Genomic DNA, 15171 nt, shown 5'->3' on the forward strand with positions numbered 1-15171 from the left:
CATGGACATCGCCGCGCTGCGCGAGGAGTACCGGCGGGTCGGGCTGGAGCGCGACGACCTCGACCCCGACCCGTTCCGCCAGTTCGGGCGGTGGTTCGAGGCGGTGGTCGAGTGCGGGCTCCACGAGCCGAACGCGATGACGGTGGCGACGGCCGACGCCGACGGCCGCCCGTCGGCCCGCCTGGTCCTGCTGAAGGGGGTGGAGGACGGCGCGTTCGTGTTCTTCACGAACTACGAGAGCCGCAAGGGGCGGGAGCTGACCGCCAACCCGAGGGCCGCCCTGGTGTTCCCCTGGTACGCGCTGGCCCGCCAGGTCACCGTGGTCGGCGACGCCGAGCGCCTGGCCCCCGAGGCGTCCGACGCCTACTTCGCCAGCCGGCCCCGCACGAGCCAGCTCGGCGCGTGGGCGTCCGCCCAGAGCACGGTCATCCCCGACCGGGACGTGCTCGACCGGCGCTACGCCGAGGCCGAGGCCCGCTTCGCCGGCGGCGCCGTGCCCCGCCCGCCCCACTGGGGCGGCTTCCGGGTCGTCCCCGTGACGATCGAGTTCTGGCAGGGCCGCCCGAGCCGGCTCCACGACCGCTTCCGCTACCGGCGCGACGGCGCCGGGGACGGCGGCGGTTGGGCGGTGGACCGCCTGTCGCCCTAGACCCGCCCGACCAGCTCGGCGCCGAGCAGGGCGACGTGGTCGAGGTCCCGGACGTCGAGGACCTGGAGGTACAGGCGGTCGGCGCCGGCCTCGGCCCAGCGGCCGAGGGTCGCCCGGCACTCGTCGGGGGTGCCGGCGACGGCGTGCTCGCGCAGCTCGGCCGGCTCCCGGCCGATGGTGGCCGCCCGCCGCTCGACCTCGCCCTCGTCGGCGCCACAGCACACGGCCAGCGCGGCCGACCACCGCATCGTCGCCGGGTCCCGGTCGATCGCCTCGCAGGCCTCGCCCACCCGCCGGCGGGCGGCGGCGAAGTCGTCGAGCGACCCGAACGGCAGGTTGAACTCGTCGGCGAAGCGGGCGGCCAGGCGGGGGGTGCGCCGGGGGCCGCCGCCGCCGACGATGACCGGCGGGCGGGGCCGCTGCACGGGCTTGGGCAGCGCCGGCGAGCCGTCGAGGCGGTGGTGGCGGCCGTCGAAGGAGAACCGCTCGCCCTCCGGGGTCGACCACAGCCCGGTGACGATGGCCAGCTGCTCCTCCAGCCGCTCGAAGCGCTCGCCGAGGGGCGGGAACGGGATGCCGTAGGCGGTGTGCTCGTCGTCGAACCAGCCGGCCCCGAGGCCGAGCTCCACCCGCCCGCCGCTCATGGCGTCGACCTGGGCGACGGCGATGGCGAGGGGCCCGGGGTGGCGGAAGGTGGCCGACGTGACCAGGGTGCCGAGGCGCACCCGGCGGGTGTCCCTCGCCAGGCCGGCGAGGGTGACCCAGGCGTCGGTCGGGCCCGGCAGCCCGTCGCCCTGCCCCATGCGCAGGTAGTGGTCCGAGCGGAAGAAGGCGTCGAAGCCGGCGTCCTCGGCGGCCAGCGCGACGGCCAGCAGCTCGTCGTAGCTCGCGCCCTGCTGGGGCTCGGTGAACACCCGGAGGTCCATGGCCGGCGAACCTAACCGGCCCAGGAACGGGCGGCCGCGGCCAGGGCGCCGGCCAGCGCGTCGGCGTCGGCGCCCCGCCTGGCCCGCAGCGGCAGCTCGACCTGCACGCCGCCGCCCATGGCCAGGTTGACCGGGTTGTCGGGGTGCTGGCCCCGCAGCTCGGCGGGGATGGCGTCGAGGTCGTCGACCACCCGGTAGGCGGGCAGGGCGGCCCGCAGGTGGGCGGCGAGGTGGGCGGCCAGGGCCCGGTGGCGGCCGCCGAGCAGCAGGCAGGCCCGCAGGTCGCGGCGGCCGTAGCCGTGGAGGGCGACCGCCACCTCGACGTGGGCGAGGAACCGCCGCAGGCCCGGCGAGGCGTCGGCGCCGACGACGGCCGACGGCACGTGCCAGCGGAGGTCGGGCGGCTGGATCACCGCGTACAGGGAGGCGCCGGCCCGCCCGGCGGCGTCGGCGGCCACCCGGTCGGTGCCCTCCTCGAGCGAGCCGCCGTGGAAGGCGAGGAAGCCGAAGCGGGACCGCACCTCCACCAGCTCCTCGACCCCCGGCGAGGCGAGGAGGTCGGCGAACGCGCCCATCGGGGTGCGCTCAGCCTCCGCTCGCGCCCCGGCTGGTCGGGCGGCTGAGCACGAACACGACGGCCAGGCCGACGAGGGCGGCGAGGCCGAGGCCCACGCGGGTGCCGCCGGTGCGGTCGACCCACGAGGCCGCCGACGAGGACCAGTCGTAGACCACGCCGACGACGCCGGGGGTGCGGTCGCCCGGATCGCGACCGAGGTCGCTCGCCCAGTAGTAGGCGATGTAGGCGCCGGCCACGATCAGCATCACGCCGGCGACCCGGTCGACGTGGCGCATGGCCGCCCGCAGCGCCCCGACGAGCGACTGGCGGGCGAGGGCGATGGCGACGGTGAGGGTCACGAGCACGAGGCTCATGCCGAGGCCGTAGGCCAGGAACGAGACGATGCCGGCGAGCAGGTCGACCCGGCTGACGGTGCCGGCGACCACGAGGAACACCGGCAGCGCGCACGACAGCGAGGCGAGCGCGTAGGACACGCCGAACACGAACAGGGAGCCGGCGCCCCGGCCCCGCCCGCCCCGCTCCAGCTTGGGCAGCGCGGGGGCCAGCCGGTAGCCGCGGAGGACGGCGACGCCGAGCACGACGAGGCCGGCGCCGATGGCGAGGGCCACCCACGGCACCCACTCGACGAAGGAGCGGATGCCGGCGCTGATCAGGGTGCCGGCGACGGCGAAGACGACGAGGAACCCGCTCGACACGACGCCGCCGACGGCGAGCGCCCTCGCCACGCTGGCCCTGGCGTCGCGCCCGCCCCTCGCCCCCTCGAGGCCGAGGAAGTACGACAGGTAGGCCGGCAGCATGGCGAACCCGCACGGGTTGACGGTGGCGACCAGCCCGGCCGTGAACGCGAAGGCGACGGACTCGCTCACCGGCGGGTCTCGTCGGTCCCGGGCACGGGGACGACGGTACCGTCCCCGTGCCCGGGAGCTGCCTCGCGGCGCCCGCCCGGCCTACGCGGTGCGCAGGTGGGGCGGGATGGGCACCTCGTCGACCACGAGCTCGGGTCTCGGGTGCTTGGGTGGTCGGCCCCGGCGCCGCTTCTGGGCCAGGACCTTGCCGTTCAGGACGAGCTCGCCGCCCCACACGCCCCACGGCTCCCGGCGGGCGAGCGCGCCGGCCAGGCACGGCTCCCTGACCGTGCACTTCGAGCACACGGCCTTGGCCCTGGCGATGTCGTGGAGCTCCTCGGAGAAGAACAGCGCGGTCAGGGTGGCCGCCCCGTCCCGGCAGCGGGCCTGCTCGCGCCACGCGGCCGGCGCCTCGTGCTGGTCCTCGTGGTCCTCGTACTCGTCGTACAGCGGTGCGAACACGGATCCCCCTCCCGGGTCGATTGGCGAAAAAGCAAGAAGGCCGTCGGGTTGTCCCGACGGCCTCCGGAGCTTCCTGCGCTCGGTTTGGTGTCCGAGCGCTAGGTGGTCTGCTCCCTTGGCCGGTGGGACTGGTCGGTGCCGAACGGTGCGATGGCGATGCCGAGCGGGGTCGACACCACTCCCGTGAGCTGGCAACCCATGGCGACCGGCAGCGGGCGCGGACGCGCGCCGCCGGCGATGGCCTGGTGCCTCGCCTGGTCGGTGCAGATCCGCATCACTCCACTGTGCTCCTGTGTCTGGTCGCCGGGCACGGGACCCGGAAGGTCGTGCCGAGCATCCGACCACGGCGCCCCGTCCGGCGTCAACCGATTTTCCGCATAGCGTCCGACCCGTGGGACCGGACCTGGTGCCGCGGCCACCGAGCGGCCGCACGTTCACGACCGAGCGCCGCGTCCGCCTGGGGGACGCCACCCCCGGCCAGCGGCTCCGCCTCGACGCGCTGGCCCGCTACCTCCAGGACGTGTCCTCGGACGACACGCGCGACGCTGGCGTGTCCGACGACGGCACGTGGATCGTGCGGCGCACGGTGATCGCCGTCCAGTGCTGGCCGGTGTTCGCCGAGGCGATCGAGATGACCACGTGGTGCTCGGGCCTCGGCAGCCGGTGGGCCGAGCGCCGGGTGTCGGTGCGGGGCGAGCACGGCGTGGCGGTGGAGACCTCGACGCTGTGGGTGCACGTGGACGCCGACGGCCTGCCGGCGCTGCTGCCGCCCCGGTTCCTCGAGGTCTACGGCGAGGCGGCCCGCGGCCGGGAGGTGTCGTCCCGGCTCGTGCACCCGAAGCCGCCGCCCGACCTGCCGACGGAGCCGTGGCCGCTCCGGGCCGTCGACCTCGACGTCCTCCGCCACGTGAACAACGCCGCGTACTGGGCCGTGGTCGAGGAGGAGCTGGCCGCCCGGCAGCGGGCCCTGCGGGCGCCGTTCGTGGCCGAGATGGAGCACCGGTCGGCCATGCTCGGCGGCGACGAGGTGTCGGTGGCGGTGAGCGACGACGACGACGAGCGGTTCGTGCTGTGGGTGCTCGTGAACGGCCGGCCGCGGGCGAGCGCCCGGATCACGCCGGCCTCCTAGGTGGACGCGGCGACGGTGGCCGGGGCCGGTGCCCGCCTGGCCGCCGGCGCCTGGCTGCTCTGGCGGGTGCCGGTGCCCCGCCCGGCGGGCGGCGGGCGCGGCCCCGTCGCCGTCGTCGTGCCGGCCAGGGACGAGGCCGCCGCCCTGCCCGAGCTGCTGCCCGGGCTGCTCGCCGCCCGGCGGCCGGGCGACGAGGTCGTCGTCGTCGACGACGGGTCGGCGGACGGGACGGCCGACGTGGCGGCCGGGGCCGGCGCGACCGTCGTCGCCGCCCCGCCGCCGCCGGACGGCTGGACGGGCAAGGCGTGGGCCTGCCACACCGGGGTGGCGGCCACGACGGCCCCCGTCCTCGTGTTCCTCGACGCCGACACCCGCATCGCCTCCGGTGGCCTCGACCGGGTGGTGGCCGAGCACGCCGCGGCCGGCGGGCTCGTCTCCGTCCAGCCGTACCACCTCGTGCCCACCGCCGTAGAGCGGCTCTCGGCCGTCTGCAACGTCGTCGCCATGATGGGGACCGACGCCTTCACCCCGCTCGGGCGCCGCCTGGCCCCGATCGGCGCCTTCGGCCCGGTCCTCGTCTCCACGCGGGCGGACTACGCGACCGCCGGCGGGCACGCCGCCGTCGCCGGCGCCGTCCTCGACGACGTCGCCCTCGCCCGCCGCTACCGGGCCGCCGGGCTGCCCGTCACCTGCCTCGGCGGCCGGGGCACGGTGTCGTTCCGCATGTACCCGGGCGGGCTGCCCGCGCTCGTCGAGGGGTGGAGCAAGAACCTGAGCGGCGGGGCGGCCTCGACCCGACCGGTCACCCTCGTGCTCGTCGTCGCCTGGGTGTCGCTGCTCGTGCAGGCCCCGTGGTGGCTGCTGACCGAGCCGGTCCCGCTCGGCCTCGCCGCCTACGCCGCGGTCGCCGCCGAGCTGTGGTGGATGCTGCGCCGCATCGGCTCGTTCGGGCCGGCGACGGCCGTCGCCTTCCCGGCCCCGCTGGCCGCCTTCCTCGCCGTGTTCGCCCGGTCGGCCGTGCTCAGGACGGTGCGGCGCCGGGTGCGGTGGAAGGGGCGGGACGTGCCGGTTCGCGGTCGCGGAACATGACCGAGCGGTAGTAGCGCAGCTCGGCGACGCTCTCCCTGATGTCGTCGAGGGCGCGGTGGGCCCTCGCCTTGGGCGGGGCGTGGTCGAGGGCGCCGGGGTACCAGCGCCGGCACAGCTCCTTCAGGGTGGACACGTCGACCGACCGGTAGTGCAGGTGGTCCTCGACGTCCGGGAGGTAGCGGGCGAGGAAGCGGCGGTCGGTGCCGATCGAGTTGCCGCACAGCGGCACGGTGCGGGGCTCGGGGATGTGGCGGCGGAGGAACTCCAAGGTCTGGCGCCCGGCCTCGTCGAGGGTGACGGTGGAGGCCCGGATGGCCGGGAGCAGCCCGCTGCGGGTGTGCATCTCGACCACGACCTCGTCCATGAGCGCGAGGGCGTCGGCCGGCTGGTGCACGACGAGGTCCGGCCCCTCCTCGACGATCTCCAGCTCGTCGTCGGTGACGAGCGAGGCGATCTCGACGATCACGTGGCGGCTCGGGTCCAGCCCGGTCATCTCGAGGTCCATCCAGGCCAGCACGGCGCCACCCTAGGCGGCACTACCCTCCCGCCCGTGCTGGAGGTGCCGCTGCTGCGGCTCGACGCCGACCTCCCCGTCCCCGCCTACGCCCGGGCCGGCGACGCCGGCGCCGACCTCGTGGCCAGGGAGGGCGCCGTGCTCGCCCCGGGGGGCGGGCGGGCCGTCGTGCCCACCGGGGTGGCCGTCGCCATCCCCGACGGTTGGGCGGGGTTCGTGCAGCCCCGCAGCGGGCTGGCCGCCCGCCACGGCGTGACCTGCCTGAACACGCCCGGCCTGATCGACCCCGGCTACCGGGGCGAGGTGATGGTCGTGCTGGTGAACACCGACCCGGTGACCCCCTACGAGGTCCGGCGGGGCGACCGCATCGCCCAGCTCGTCCTCCAGCGGGTGGAGCAGGCCGTGTTCACGCCCGTCGACGCCCTCCCCGGCACCGACCGGGGCGGCGGCTTCGGCTCGACCGGCCGCTGACGCTCAGCCGCAGTCGCGGCAGGTGCCGACGAGGTCGAGGCGGTGCCCGGCCGGCCGGAACCCGGCCTCGCCGGCGGCCCGCTCCAGCGCCCGGCCGAGGCTGCGCTCGAGCTGGCGGGAGACCGTGAAGTCGGTGACCGACCCGCAGGACGAGCAGATGAGGTGGTGGTGGTGGCCGGTCAGCTCCTCGGCCAGCTCGTAGCGGGCGAACCCGCCGGGGCCGGGGACGCGGCGGACGACGCCGGCCCGCTCCAGCACGGCGAGGTTGCGGTAGGCCGAGCTCTGGGGGAGGTCGGGCCGGGCGCCGAGCACCTCGGGCAGCGACAGCGGCCGGTCCGCGTCGAGGAGGACGTCGACCAGCTCCCGCCGGCCCGCCGTGTAGCGCTGGCCGTCCCGCCGCAGCCGGGCGGTGACGACCGCGTGCAGGTCGCCTGCCACCCGGCCATCGTATCCGCTGAGGTCGAGAGTTAGAATCGTTCTCGTCATGGTCCCCACTCCCGGGTGGTTCCCCGCGGTCCTCGCCTGCGCCGTGCTCGCCGCCGGCTGCGGCGCCGCCGCCGGGTCGGGCAAGGCGGCGCCCGTCCGGGTCGCGGCCGGCGTGTACCCCCTGGCCTTCGCCGCGCAGCGGGTGGGCGGCGACCGGGTCGACGTCGTGACGCTGACGCCGCCCGGCGTCGAGCCCCACGACCTCGAGCTCGACCCCGACCAGGTGGACGACGTGCAGACCGCCGACCTCGTGCTGCTCGTGGGCGGCGGCCTCCAGCCGGCCGTCGAGGCGGCGGCCGGCGACGCCGACGGCGAGGTGGTCGACGTGCTGGCGGCCGTGGACGTCGTCGGCGGCGACCCCCACGTCTGGCTCGACCCGGTCCGCATGCAGGCCGTGGTGGCCGAGGTGGCGGACGCGCTCGCCGCCGTCGACGGGGCCGGCGCGGCGGGGTACCGGGCGCGGGCGGACGAGCTGGCCGGCGAGTTGGCCGCGCTCGACGCCGACCTCCGGGCCGGCCTGGCCGACTGCCGCTCCCGCCTGCTCGTCACGACCCACGCCGCCTTCGGCTACCTGGCCGGCCGCTACGACCTCGAGCCCGAGCCGCTCACCGGCCTGGCGCCGGAGGCCGAGGCCGACCCCGACCGCCTGGCCGAGCTGGCCGACCTGGTCGAGGGGGGCGGGGTGACGACCGTGTTCACGGAGGCGCTGGCGCCCGCCGACCTGGCCGAGACGCTGGCCGCGGAGGCCGGGGTGGGCACGGCCGTCCTCGACCCCATCGAGGGCCCGCCCGCCGAGGGCGACTACCTCGACGCCATGTGGTCCGACCTCGCCGCCCTGCGGGAGGGCCTCGGGTGCCGGTGACCGTGATCGAGGCCGCCGGGGTGGCGTTCTCCTACGGCCGCACCCCGGTGCTGGCCGGGGTCGACCTGCGGGTGGAGCGGGGCGAGTTCGTGGCCCTGGTCGGCTCGAACGGGTCGGGCAAGTCGACCCTGCTCCGCGTCCTGCTCGGGCTGGCCCGGCCCGAGCGGGGCGAGGTCCGCCTGCTCGGCGAGCCGCCCGACCGGGTGGCCGACCGCTCCCGCATCGGCTACGTCCCCCAGCGCCCGGCCACCGCCGGCCTGCTCCCCGCCACCGTCGAGGAGGTGGCCGCCGCCGGCCGGCTGGGCCGCCGGGCGTGGTGGCGCCGCCCCGGTGCCGAGGACCGGGAGGCGGTGCGGGCGGCGCTGGCCGCCGTCGGCCTCCTCGACCGGCGGGCCGACCGGCTGGGCGACCTGTCCGGCGGCCAGCAGCAGCGGGCGTTCATCGCCAAGGCGCTGGCCTCCGGCCCCGACCTGCTCGTGCTGGACGAGCCGACGGCCGGCATCGACGCCGCCTCCCAGCGCGGCTTCCGGGACGCGCTCGTCGGCCTGGTCGAGTCGGGCGCCACCGTGCTGCTCGTCTCCCACGAGCTGAGCGCCGTCGCCCCCGACCTCCACCGCGTCGTCGTCCTCCGCCACGGCGCGGTCGCCTTCGACGGCCCGCCCGCCGACCTGGAGGCGTCCGGGGTCAGCCTCGGCGTCCACCGCCACGACCTGCCCGTGTGGCTGGAGGAGCCGTGAGCCTGCCGCTGCCCCTGCCGTGGCCGTTCGAGCGGACGTACATGCAGCTGGCCCTGGCCGCCGGGCTGGTCGTCGGGCTGTGCGCGCCGCTGATCGGCACGTTCCTCGTGCAGAAGCGGCTGTCGCTGCTCGGCGACGGGATCGGCCACGTCGCCTTCGCCGGCGTGTCGGCCGGGCTGCTCGCCGGGGTGTGGCCCACGTGGACGGCGCTGGTCGCGGCCGTCGCCGCCGCCGTCGCCGTCGAGTGGCTGCGGAGCCGGGGCCGGGCGACCGGCGACTTCGCCCTCGCCCTGCTCTTCTACTCGGGCATCGCCGGCGGGGTCGTGCTCGCCGGGCTGGCCGGCTCCTACGACGCCGGCGTCCTCACCTACCTGTTCGGCTCGATCCTCACGGTCACCCGGTCCGACGCCGTGACCGTGGCCGTGCTCGGCGGCGTGATCCTCCTCGCCGTCGTCGCCTCGTGGCGGGCCCTCTTCGCGGTCGTCCTCGACGAGCCCGCGGCCCGGGTGGCCGGCCTGCCCGTCGACCTGCTCAACCTCGGGCTGGTCGCCCTGGCCGCCGTCACCGTCGTGGCCGCCATGCGGGTGGTCGGCGTCCTGCTCGTCGCCGCGCTGATGGTGCTGCCGGTGGGGTCGGCCCAGCGCCTGGCCCGTTCCTTCCGGGGGACGCTCGTGGTCGCCGCCGCCATCGGCGGGGCGTCGGTCGTCGGCGGCCTGGTGGCGGCCCGCCTGTGGGCACTCGCGCCCGGCGGCACGATCGTGCTCGTGGCCGCGGCGGTCTTCGCCGTCACGGCGGCCAGGGGTACCGTGCACGCGTGGCCCTCCGACCGCTGACCAACGAGGGCTGGGGCTTCTCGTCGAACTGCTTCGTCTGCGAGCCGGCCAACGCGAGCGGCCTGCGCATCCCGTTCTTCCACGACGACGAGGCCGGCACCGTCGTGGCCGACTTCCGCCTCGGGCCCGAGTTCTCCGGCGCCCCGACCTACGTGCACGGCGGCGTCGTGCTGGCCGTGCTGGACGAGGCCCAGGCGTGGGCGACGATCGCCGTCGGCGGCCGGTTCGCGGTGACGACCGAGACGACCACCCGCTTCCTGCGGCCGGCCCGGGTCGGGCGCGACTACCGGGTCGAGGCCCGGCTGACGGCGACCCACGGCGACGACCTGGCGACGGCGGCGACGGTCAGCGACGAGCGGGGCCGGCCGTGCGCCGAGTCGACGGCCACGTTCCGGGCGCTGTCGGCGGCCGCCGCCGTCGACGCCATCGGCTCGGACATCTCGGGGACGCCCGACGCCGACTACCTCCGCGACTAGACCGCGCCGCCCGCCGCCGGTACGTTCTTGCGAACCGGTCGCAACAAGGAGGCGCGCGACGTGCACATCCCGGACGGCTTCATCGACGCCGGCACGTCGCTCGGCGCCGGCGCCGTCGCCGTCGGGGGGCTCGCCGTCTGCGTCTCGCGGACCAGGGACGCGCTGGCCGACCGCCAGGTGCCGCTGGCCGGCCTCGTCGCCTCGTTCGTGTTCGCCGTGCAGATGGTCAACTTCCCGGTGGCCGCCGGCACCAGCGGCCACCTGCTGGGCGGCGTGCTCGCCGCCGTGCTCGTCGGGCCGTGGACCGGCGCCGTGTGCATCGCCGTGGTGCTCGCCGTCCAGGCCCTGTTCGCCGACGGCGGCCTCACCGCGCTCGGGCTGAACGTCACCAACATGGCCCTCGTCGGCGCGCTCGGCGGGTACGCCCTGTTCCTCGTGGCCCGGGCCGTGCTGCCCCGCACGCCCGGCGCCGTCCCGCTGGCCGCCGGCGTGGCCGCCGGGCTGTCCACCGTCCTCGCCGCCACCGCCTTCGCCGTCGAGTACGCGCTCGGCGGCACCGGCGACGCGTCGACCGGCGCCGTCCTGGCCGCCATGGTCGGCGTCCACACGCTCGTCGGGGTCGGCGAGGGCGTGATCACGGCGATGACCGTCGGGGCCGTGCTGGCCGTCCGGCCCGACCTCGTCCACGGCGCCGACCACCGGCCGCCCGTGCTGGTCGACGCCTGATGCGCCGGTTCGTCGTGGCCGGCATCCTCGTGGCCGTGCTGGTCGCCGGCCTGGCCGGCGCGGTCGCCAGCGACGAGCCCGACGGCCTGGAGCGGGTGGCCCGGGACCAGGGCTTCGCCGGGGAGGCCGACGAGCACGCGCTCTCCGGGTCGCCGGTGGCCGACTACCGGGTCGACGGGGTGGACGACGACCGGGTGTCGACCGGCCTCGCCGGCGTGCTCGGCGTGGTCGTCACGTTCGCGCTCGGCACCGGGCTGCTCCTCGTCGTCCGGCGCCGCTCGTCCCGCGCCGGCTGAGGTGGGCGCCGGCCACGTCGCCGACCTCGTCGTCCCCGGGCCGTCGCCGGTCCACCGGCTCCCGGCCCAGTGCAAGCTGGCGGCGACGTTCCTGTTCGTGGTGGCGGTCGTCGCCACCCCCCGGGAGGCGTTCTGGGCCTTCGCCGCCCACGCCGCCGTCGTGGTCGCCGCCGCCGCCGTCGGCCGGCTCCCGCTCGGCGTGCTGGCCCGCCGGCTCGTGATCGAGGTGCCGTTCCTGCTGTTCGCGCTGGCCCTGCCGCTCGTGGGCGGGGGCGAGCGGACGGAGGTCCTGGGCGTGCCCCTGTCCGTCGCCGGGCTGTGGGGCGCCTGGTCGATCCTGGCCAAGGCGACGCTCGGCCTCGGCGCCACCCTCGTCCTCACCGCCACCACGCCCCTCGCCGACGTCGTCACCGGCCTCGACCGGCTGCGGGTGCCGCGGGTGTTCACCGCCGTCGCCGGGGCGATGGTCCGCTACGCCGACGTGGTGGCCGGCGACCTGCGGCGCATGCGGATCGCCAGGGAGTCCCGCGGCTCGGACCCCCGCTGGCTGTGGCAGGCGAGGGCGGTGGCCGCGACCGCCGGCGCCCTGTTCGTCCGCTCCTACGAGCGGGGCGAGCGGGTCCACCTCGCCATGCTGTCGAGGGGCTTCGACGGGACCATGCCGGCCGTCGGCGGCGCCGCCGCGGCGGGCGCCGACTGGCTCGCCGCCCTCCTCGTGCCGGCGGCGGCGGCCGCCGTCGCCCTCGCCGCCGCGGTCGCCGCGTGACCACCCCGGCCCTCCGGGTCCGGCGGCTGTCCTACGCCTACCCCGACGGGCACCAGGCGCTGTTCGGCGTCGACCTCGAAGTCGCGCCGGGGGAGCGGGTGGCCGTGCTCGGCCCCAACGGCGCCGGCAAGACGACGCTGGTCCTCCACCTGAACGGCGTGCTCCGCCCCGGCGCCGGGACCGTCGAGGTCGGCGGGCTGGAGGTCGGCCCCGGCACCCTCGGGGAGGTGCGGCGCCGGGTCGGGATCGTGTTCCAGGATCCCGACGACCAGCTGTTCATGCCGACCGTCGGCCAGGACGTGGCCTTCGGGCCGGCCAACCTCGGCCTCCGGGGCGACGACCTGCGCGCCGCCACCGACCGGGCCCTCGCCGCCGTCGGCATGGAGGCGGTGGCCGACCGCCCGCCCCACCACCTGAGCTTCGGCCAGCGGCGGCGGGTCGCCGTCGCCACCGTCCTCGCCATGGGCCCCCAGGTCCTCGTCCTCGACGAGCCCTCGTCGAACCTCGACCCGGCCGGCCGCCGGGAGCTGGCCGACGTCGTCCGCGGGCTCGACCTGACCGTCCTGATGGTCACCCACGACCTGCCCTACGCGCTGGAGCTGTGCCCGAGGGCGGTGATCCTGAACGGCGGCCGGATGGTGGCCGACGGCCCGACGGCCGACCTGCTGGCCGACGAGGCCCTGCTCGGCGCCAACCGGCTGGAGCTGCCGTTCGGGTTCGACCCCCGCCGCGTTGCGCCACCTCGCCCTGTGCAAACCGGCCGCGAGCCGTAGGCTGGGCCGGTGGCCGACGCCGCCCCCGCCCCCACGCCGTCGCTGGCGAGCCTGCCCACCACCCGGCGGGCCCTCCTCGTCGCGCTGAAGAAGCGGGGCGAGGCGTCGGCCGAGGACCTCGCCGCCCAGCTGGCCATCACGGTGAGCGCCGTCCGCCAGCACCTCGCCGGCCTCGTCGGCGACGGGCTGGTCGCCCACCGGGCCGAGCGGGGCCGCCCCGGCCGCCCCCGGCACCGCTACCACCTCACCGAGGCGGGCGAGTCGCTGTTCCCCCGCCGCTACGGCGACCTGGCCAACGAGCTGCTCACCTACGTGGAGGACGAGGACCCCGAGCTGGTCGAGCGGGTGTTCGAGCGCCGCCGGGTCCGCCGGGTCGAGCAGGCCAGGGAGCGCCTGGCCGGCCTCGGCTTCGGCGAGCAGGTGACGGAGCTGGCGAGGATCCTCGACGAGGACGGCTACCTGGCCCACGTCGAGCGCACCGCCGACGGCGCCTGGCGCATCGTCGAGCACAACTGCGCCATCCTCTCGGTCGCCCTCCGCTACGGCACCGCCTGCGGCACCGAGCTGTCGTTCCTCCGCGAGGTGCTGCCCGGCGCCACCGTCGAGCGGGTGGCCCACATGGTGGCCGGCTCGCACCACTGCGCCTACGAGGTCCGGCCCCGCCCGTGACCGTCACGGTCACCCACCCCGAGCGGGTGCTGTTCCCCGACGCGGGGATCACCAAGGGCGACCTCGTCGCCTACTACGAGAAGGTGGCGGACGCCATGGTCCCCCACCTCGAGGGCCGGCCCCTCACCATGCAGCGCTACCACGGCCCGGTCACCGGGGAGGGCTTCTTCCAGAAGTCGGCCTCGGACCACTTCCCGCCGTTCGTGGAGCGGGCGACCGTGCCGAAGGGCGGCAAGGGGACCATCACCCACCCGGTCGTCGCCTCGCCCGACGCCCTCGTCTACCTGGCCAACCAGGGGATGGTGACGGCGCACGTCTGGCTGGCGCGGGCCGACCGGCCGCTGCACCCCGACCGCCTCGTGCTCGACCTCGACCCGTCCGAGCCCGACCTCGCCCTGCTGCGGCGGGCGGCCAGGGCGGCCAGGCGGGCCTTCGAGGAGGTGGGGTTGGTGCCCCACCTCGCCGCCACGGGGTCGCGCGGGTTCCACGTGACCGCCCCGCTCGACCGGTCGGCCACCACCGAGGAGGCGCACGCGTTCGCGGCCGACCTCGCCACCCTGGTGGCGTCCCGCGACCCGGACGAGCTGACGACCGCGTTCTCGAAGGCCGAACGGGGCGGGCGGCTGTTCCTCGACGCCAACCGCAACGGGTACGCGCAGACGGTCGTCGCCCCGTGGTCGGTGCGGGCGAGGCCCGGCGCCGGCGTGGCCGTGCCGCTGCGGTGGGAGGAGTTGGGCCGGGCCTTGCCGGACCGGTTCACCGTGCGGACGGCGCCCCGCCGCCTGGCGACGGCCGGCGACCCGTGGGCGACGATCGACGAGGCCGCCCGCCCCCTCGCCCCCGCCCGCGAGGCGCTCGACGCGCTCCTCGCCGAGTCCGGCGCCGACCCCGGCTAGCCGCACCGGCCCGCCCGGACGACCAGCCAGCCGGGTCGAGCCGTCAGCCGACGCGAACGCCCCGCGTCCCGCCGGGTCGAGCGGTCAGCCGAGCGGAGCGGTCCGCCGGGGCGAGCCGTCGGCCGACGCGAGCGTCGTCGCGCCGGAGCGAGCAGCGTCAGCCGAAGTGAGCGCCGTACGCGCGAGCGAGCCGTCGGCCGACGCGAGCGCCGTCCCGCCGGGGCGGGCGGTCAGCCGGCGGCCTCGGCCGCTTCCCGCAGGATGCGCAGGCTCTTGGCCAGCAGCCGGCTGACGTGCATCTGGCTGATCCCGAGCCGCTCGGCGATCTGGCTCTGGGTCATCCCCTCGAAGAACCGCAGGTGCAGCATCAGCTGCTCGCGCCGCGGGAGCGTCGTCAGCAGGCCGGTGATGAGGATCCGGTTCTCGGCGTCGAACAGCGCCGCGTCCCGCTCGCCGAGCTGCTCGGCGAGGCCGGGCGCGGCCTCGTCGCCGTCGGAGGCGCCGCTCGGGGCGTCGATCGAGGACGACCGGTACGCCTGCCCGGCCTCCATCGCCTCGAGCACCTCCTCCTCCGAGGTCCCCGCCCGCTCGGCCAGCTCGGACACGGTCGGCGACCGGCCGAGCTCCTGGGTGAGCTCGCTGACGAGCGAGTTGATCTCGACGTGCAGCTCCTGGATGCGGCGGGGCACCCGCACCGCCCATCCCTTGTCCCGGAAGTGGCGCTTCAGCTCGCCGACGATCGTCGGGGTGGCGAACGTGGAGAACTCGAGGCCCCGGGCCGGGTCGAACCGCTCGACCGCCTTCACGAGGCCGAGCGACGCCACCTGCACGAGGTCGTCCAGGGCGACCCCCCGGTTGGCGAAACGGCGAGCGAGGTGCTCGGCCAGCCGCAGGTGCGCCTCGATGAGCTCGTCGCGGAGGGCGCGCTCGCGCCGGACGGCGTACTCCTCGAACTTCTCCCTGAGCTGTTCCCGCTCGGCGTCCTCCAG

The 15171-nt window shown here is 76.7% G+C and carries 22 protein-coding genes; 14 read left to right on the forward strand and 8 right to left on the reverse strand.

Annotation, left to right across the window (positions count from 1 at the left end):
- Position 1: 1 nt before the first annotated feature.
- The gene (gene pdxH / locus VGB14_18370) at positions 2-649 is read left to right on the forward strand and encodes a pyridoxamine 5'-phosphate oxidase (GenBank protein ID HEX9994897.1); all 648 of its coding nucleotides are present in this window, start codon (positions 2-4) and stop codon (positions 647-649) included.
- Here the strand turns inward: pdxH and VGB14_18375 are convergent.
- The 5 genes from VGB14_18375 to VGB14_18395 all read right to left on the reverse strand — a co-directional run bounded on the left by VGB14_18375 (position 646) and on the right by VGB14_18395 (position 3734).
- Positions 646-1575 (reverse strand): LLM class F420-dependent oxidoreductase, encoded by a 930-nt coding sequence (locus VGB14_18375; protein ID HEX9994898.1) that lies wholly within the window; start codon positions 1573-1575, stop codon positions 646-648. The two genes, pdxH and VGB14_18375, sit on opposite strands and share 4 nt — an antisense overlap.
- An 11-nt stretch (positions 1576-1586) precedes the next feature.
- Positions 1587-2150, reverse strand: coding sequence for a poly-gamma-glutamate hydrolase family protein (locus VGB14_18380; GenBank protein HEX9994899.1), 564 nt, complete (start codon positions 2148-2150; stop codon positions 1587-1589).
- 10 nt (positions 2151-2160) lie between these two features.
- Positions 2161-3018 carry a cytochrome c biogenesis protein CcdA gene (locus VGB14_18385; GenBank protein ID HEX9994900.1) on the reverse strand — a complete coding sequence of 286 codons (858 nt, stop codon included), beginning with the start codon at positions 3016-3018 and terminating at the stop codon, positions 2161-2163.
- 81 nt (positions 3019-3099) lie between these two features.
- Complete coding sequence (locus VGB14_18390) at positions 3100-3459, reverse strand: WhiB family transcriptional regulator (GenBank protein ID HEX9994901.1); 360 nt, start codon at positions 3457-3459, stop codon at positions 3100-3102.
- A gap of 98 nt (positions 3460-3557) precedes the next feature.
- Complete coding sequence (locus tag VGB14_18395) at positions 3558-3734, reverse strand: hypothetical protein (GenBank protein ID HEX9994902.1); 177 nt, start codon at positions 3732-3734, stop codon at positions 3558-3560.
- A 116-nt stretch (positions 3735-3850) separates the two neighbouring features.
- On the opposite strand from VGB14_18395, the gene VGB14_18400 reads away from it, so the two are divergent.
- Both VGB14_18400 and VGB14_18405 read left to right on the forward strand, forming a co-directional pair.
- The gene (locus VGB14_18400; protein ID HEX9994903.1) at positions 3851-4588 is read left to right on the forward strand and encodes an acyl-ACP thioesterase domain-containing protein; all 738 of its coding nucleotides are present in this window, start codon (positions 3851-3853) and stop codon (positions 4586-4588) included.
- A 15-nt stretch (positions 4589-4603) separates the two neighbouring features.
- Positions 4604-5677: a glycosyltransferase family A protein gene (locus VGB14_18405; protein HEX9994904.1), complete on the forward strand. Its 1074-nt coding sequence runs from the start codon at positions 4604-4606 to the stop codon at positions 5675-5677.
- Here VGB14_18405 and orn read toward each other — a convergent pair.
- Positions 5610-6194 (reverse strand): oligoribonuclease, encoded by a 585-nt coding sequence (orn, locus tag VGB14_18410; GenBank protein ID HEX9994905.1) that lies wholly within the window; start codon positions 6192-6194, stop codon positions 5610-5612. The two genes, VGB14_18405 and orn, sit on opposite strands and share 68 nt — an antisense overlap.
- Positions 6195-6227: 33 nt before the next feature.
- Between orn and dut the strand changes: the two genes are divergently transcribed.
- Positions 6228-6662, forward strand: coding sequence for a dUTP diphosphatase (dut, locus tag VGB14_18415; GenBank protein ID HEX9994906.1), 435 nt, complete (start codon positions 6228-6230; stop codon positions 6660-6662).
- Positions 6663-6665: 3 nt separating this feature from the next.
- Here the strand turns inward: dut and VGB14_18420 are convergent, their stop codons facing one another.
- Positions 6666-7100: a Fur family transcriptional regulator gene (locus VGB14_18420; GenBank protein HEX9994907.1), complete on the reverse strand. Its 435-nt coding sequence runs from the start codon at positions 7098-7100 to the stop codon at positions 6666-6668.
- Between the two features lie 46 nt (positions 7101-7146).
- On the opposite strand from VGB14_18420, the gene VGB14_18425 reads away from it, so the two are divergent.
- The 10 genes from VGB14_18425 to ligD are packed head-to-tail and all read left to right on the forward strand — an operon-like array spanning position 7147 to position 14182.
- Positions 7147-8010, forward strand: a complete 864-nt coding sequence (locus VGB14_18425; protein ID HEX9994908.1) for a metal ABC transporter substrate-binding protein — start codon at positions 7147-7149, stop codon at positions 8008-8010.
- Complete coding sequence (locus VGB14_18430) at positions 8007-8747, forward strand: metal ABC transporter ATP-binding protein (protein ID HEX9994909.1); 741 nt, start codon at positions 8007-8009, stop codon at positions 8745-8747. Before VGB14_18425 ends, VGB14_18430 begins: the two co-directional genes overlap by 4 nt.
- Positions 8744-9580 (forward strand): metal ABC transporter permease, encoded by an 837-nt coding sequence (locus VGB14_18435; GenBank protein ID HEX9994910.1) that lies wholly within the window; start codon positions 8744-8746, stop codon positions 9578-9580. Before VGB14_18430 ends, VGB14_18435 begins: the two co-directional genes overlap by 4 nt.
- Positions 9562-10056, forward strand: a complete 495-nt coding sequence (locus VGB14_18440) for a PaaI family thioesterase (GenBank protein HEX9994911.1) — start codon at positions 9562-9564, stop codon at positions 10054-10056. The genes VGB14_18435 and VGB14_18440 overlap by 19 nt, the downstream gene beginning before the upstream one ends.
- 60 nt (positions 10057-10116) lie before the next feature.
- Positions 10117-10782, forward strand: a complete 666-nt coding sequence (locus VGB14_18445) for an energy-coupling factor ABC transporter permease (GenBank protein HEX9994912.1) — start codon at positions 10117-10119, stop codon at positions 10780-10782.
- Positions 10782-11078: a PDGLE domain-containing protein gene (locus tag VGB14_18450; protein ID HEX9994913.1), complete on the forward strand. Its 297-nt coding sequence runs from the start codon at positions 10782-10784 to the stop codon at positions 11076-11078. Before VGB14_18445 ends, VGB14_18450 begins: the two co-directional genes overlap by 1 nt.
- 1 nt (position 11079) lies before the next feature.
- A complete protein-coding gene (cbiQ, locus tag VGB14_18455) occupies positions 11080-11844 on the forward strand; it encodes a cobalt ECF transporter T component CbiQ (protein ID HEX9994914.1) in 765 nt (254 codons plus the stop codon).
- The gene (locus VGB14_18460; GenBank protein HEX9994915.1) at positions 11841-12617 is read left to right on the forward strand and encodes an ABC transporter ATP-binding protein; all 777 of its coding nucleotides are present in this window, start codon (positions 11841-11843) and stop codon (positions 12615-12617) included. Before cbiQ ends, VGB14_18460 begins: the two co-directional genes overlap by 4 nt.
- A 9-nt stretch (positions 12618-12626) precedes the next feature.
- On the forward strand, positions 12627-13286 hold the full coding sequence (locus VGB14_18465) for an ArsR family transcriptional regulator (protein ID HEX9994916.1): 660 nt from the start codon (positions 12627-12629) through the stop codon (positions 13284-13286).
- Complete coding sequence (ligD, locus tag VGB14_18470) at positions 13283-14182, forward strand: non-homologous end-joining DNA ligase (GenBank protein HEX9994917.1); 900 nt, start codon at positions 13283-13285, stop codon at positions 14180-14182. The genes VGB14_18465 and ligD overlap by 4 nt, the downstream gene beginning before the upstream one ends.
- A gap of 230 nt (positions 14183-14412) precedes the next feature.
- Here ligD and VGB14_18475 read toward each other — a convergent pair.
- On the reverse strand, positions 14413-15171 hold a 759-nt coding region (locus tag VGB14_18475; GenBank protein HEX9994918.1), incomplete at its 5' end, for an RNA polymerase sigma factor SigF.

This window comes from Acidimicrobiales bacterium, assembly GCA_036399815.1.
Lineage (GTDB): Bacteria > Actinomycetota > Acidimicrobiia > Acidimicrobiales > DASWMK01 > DASWMK01.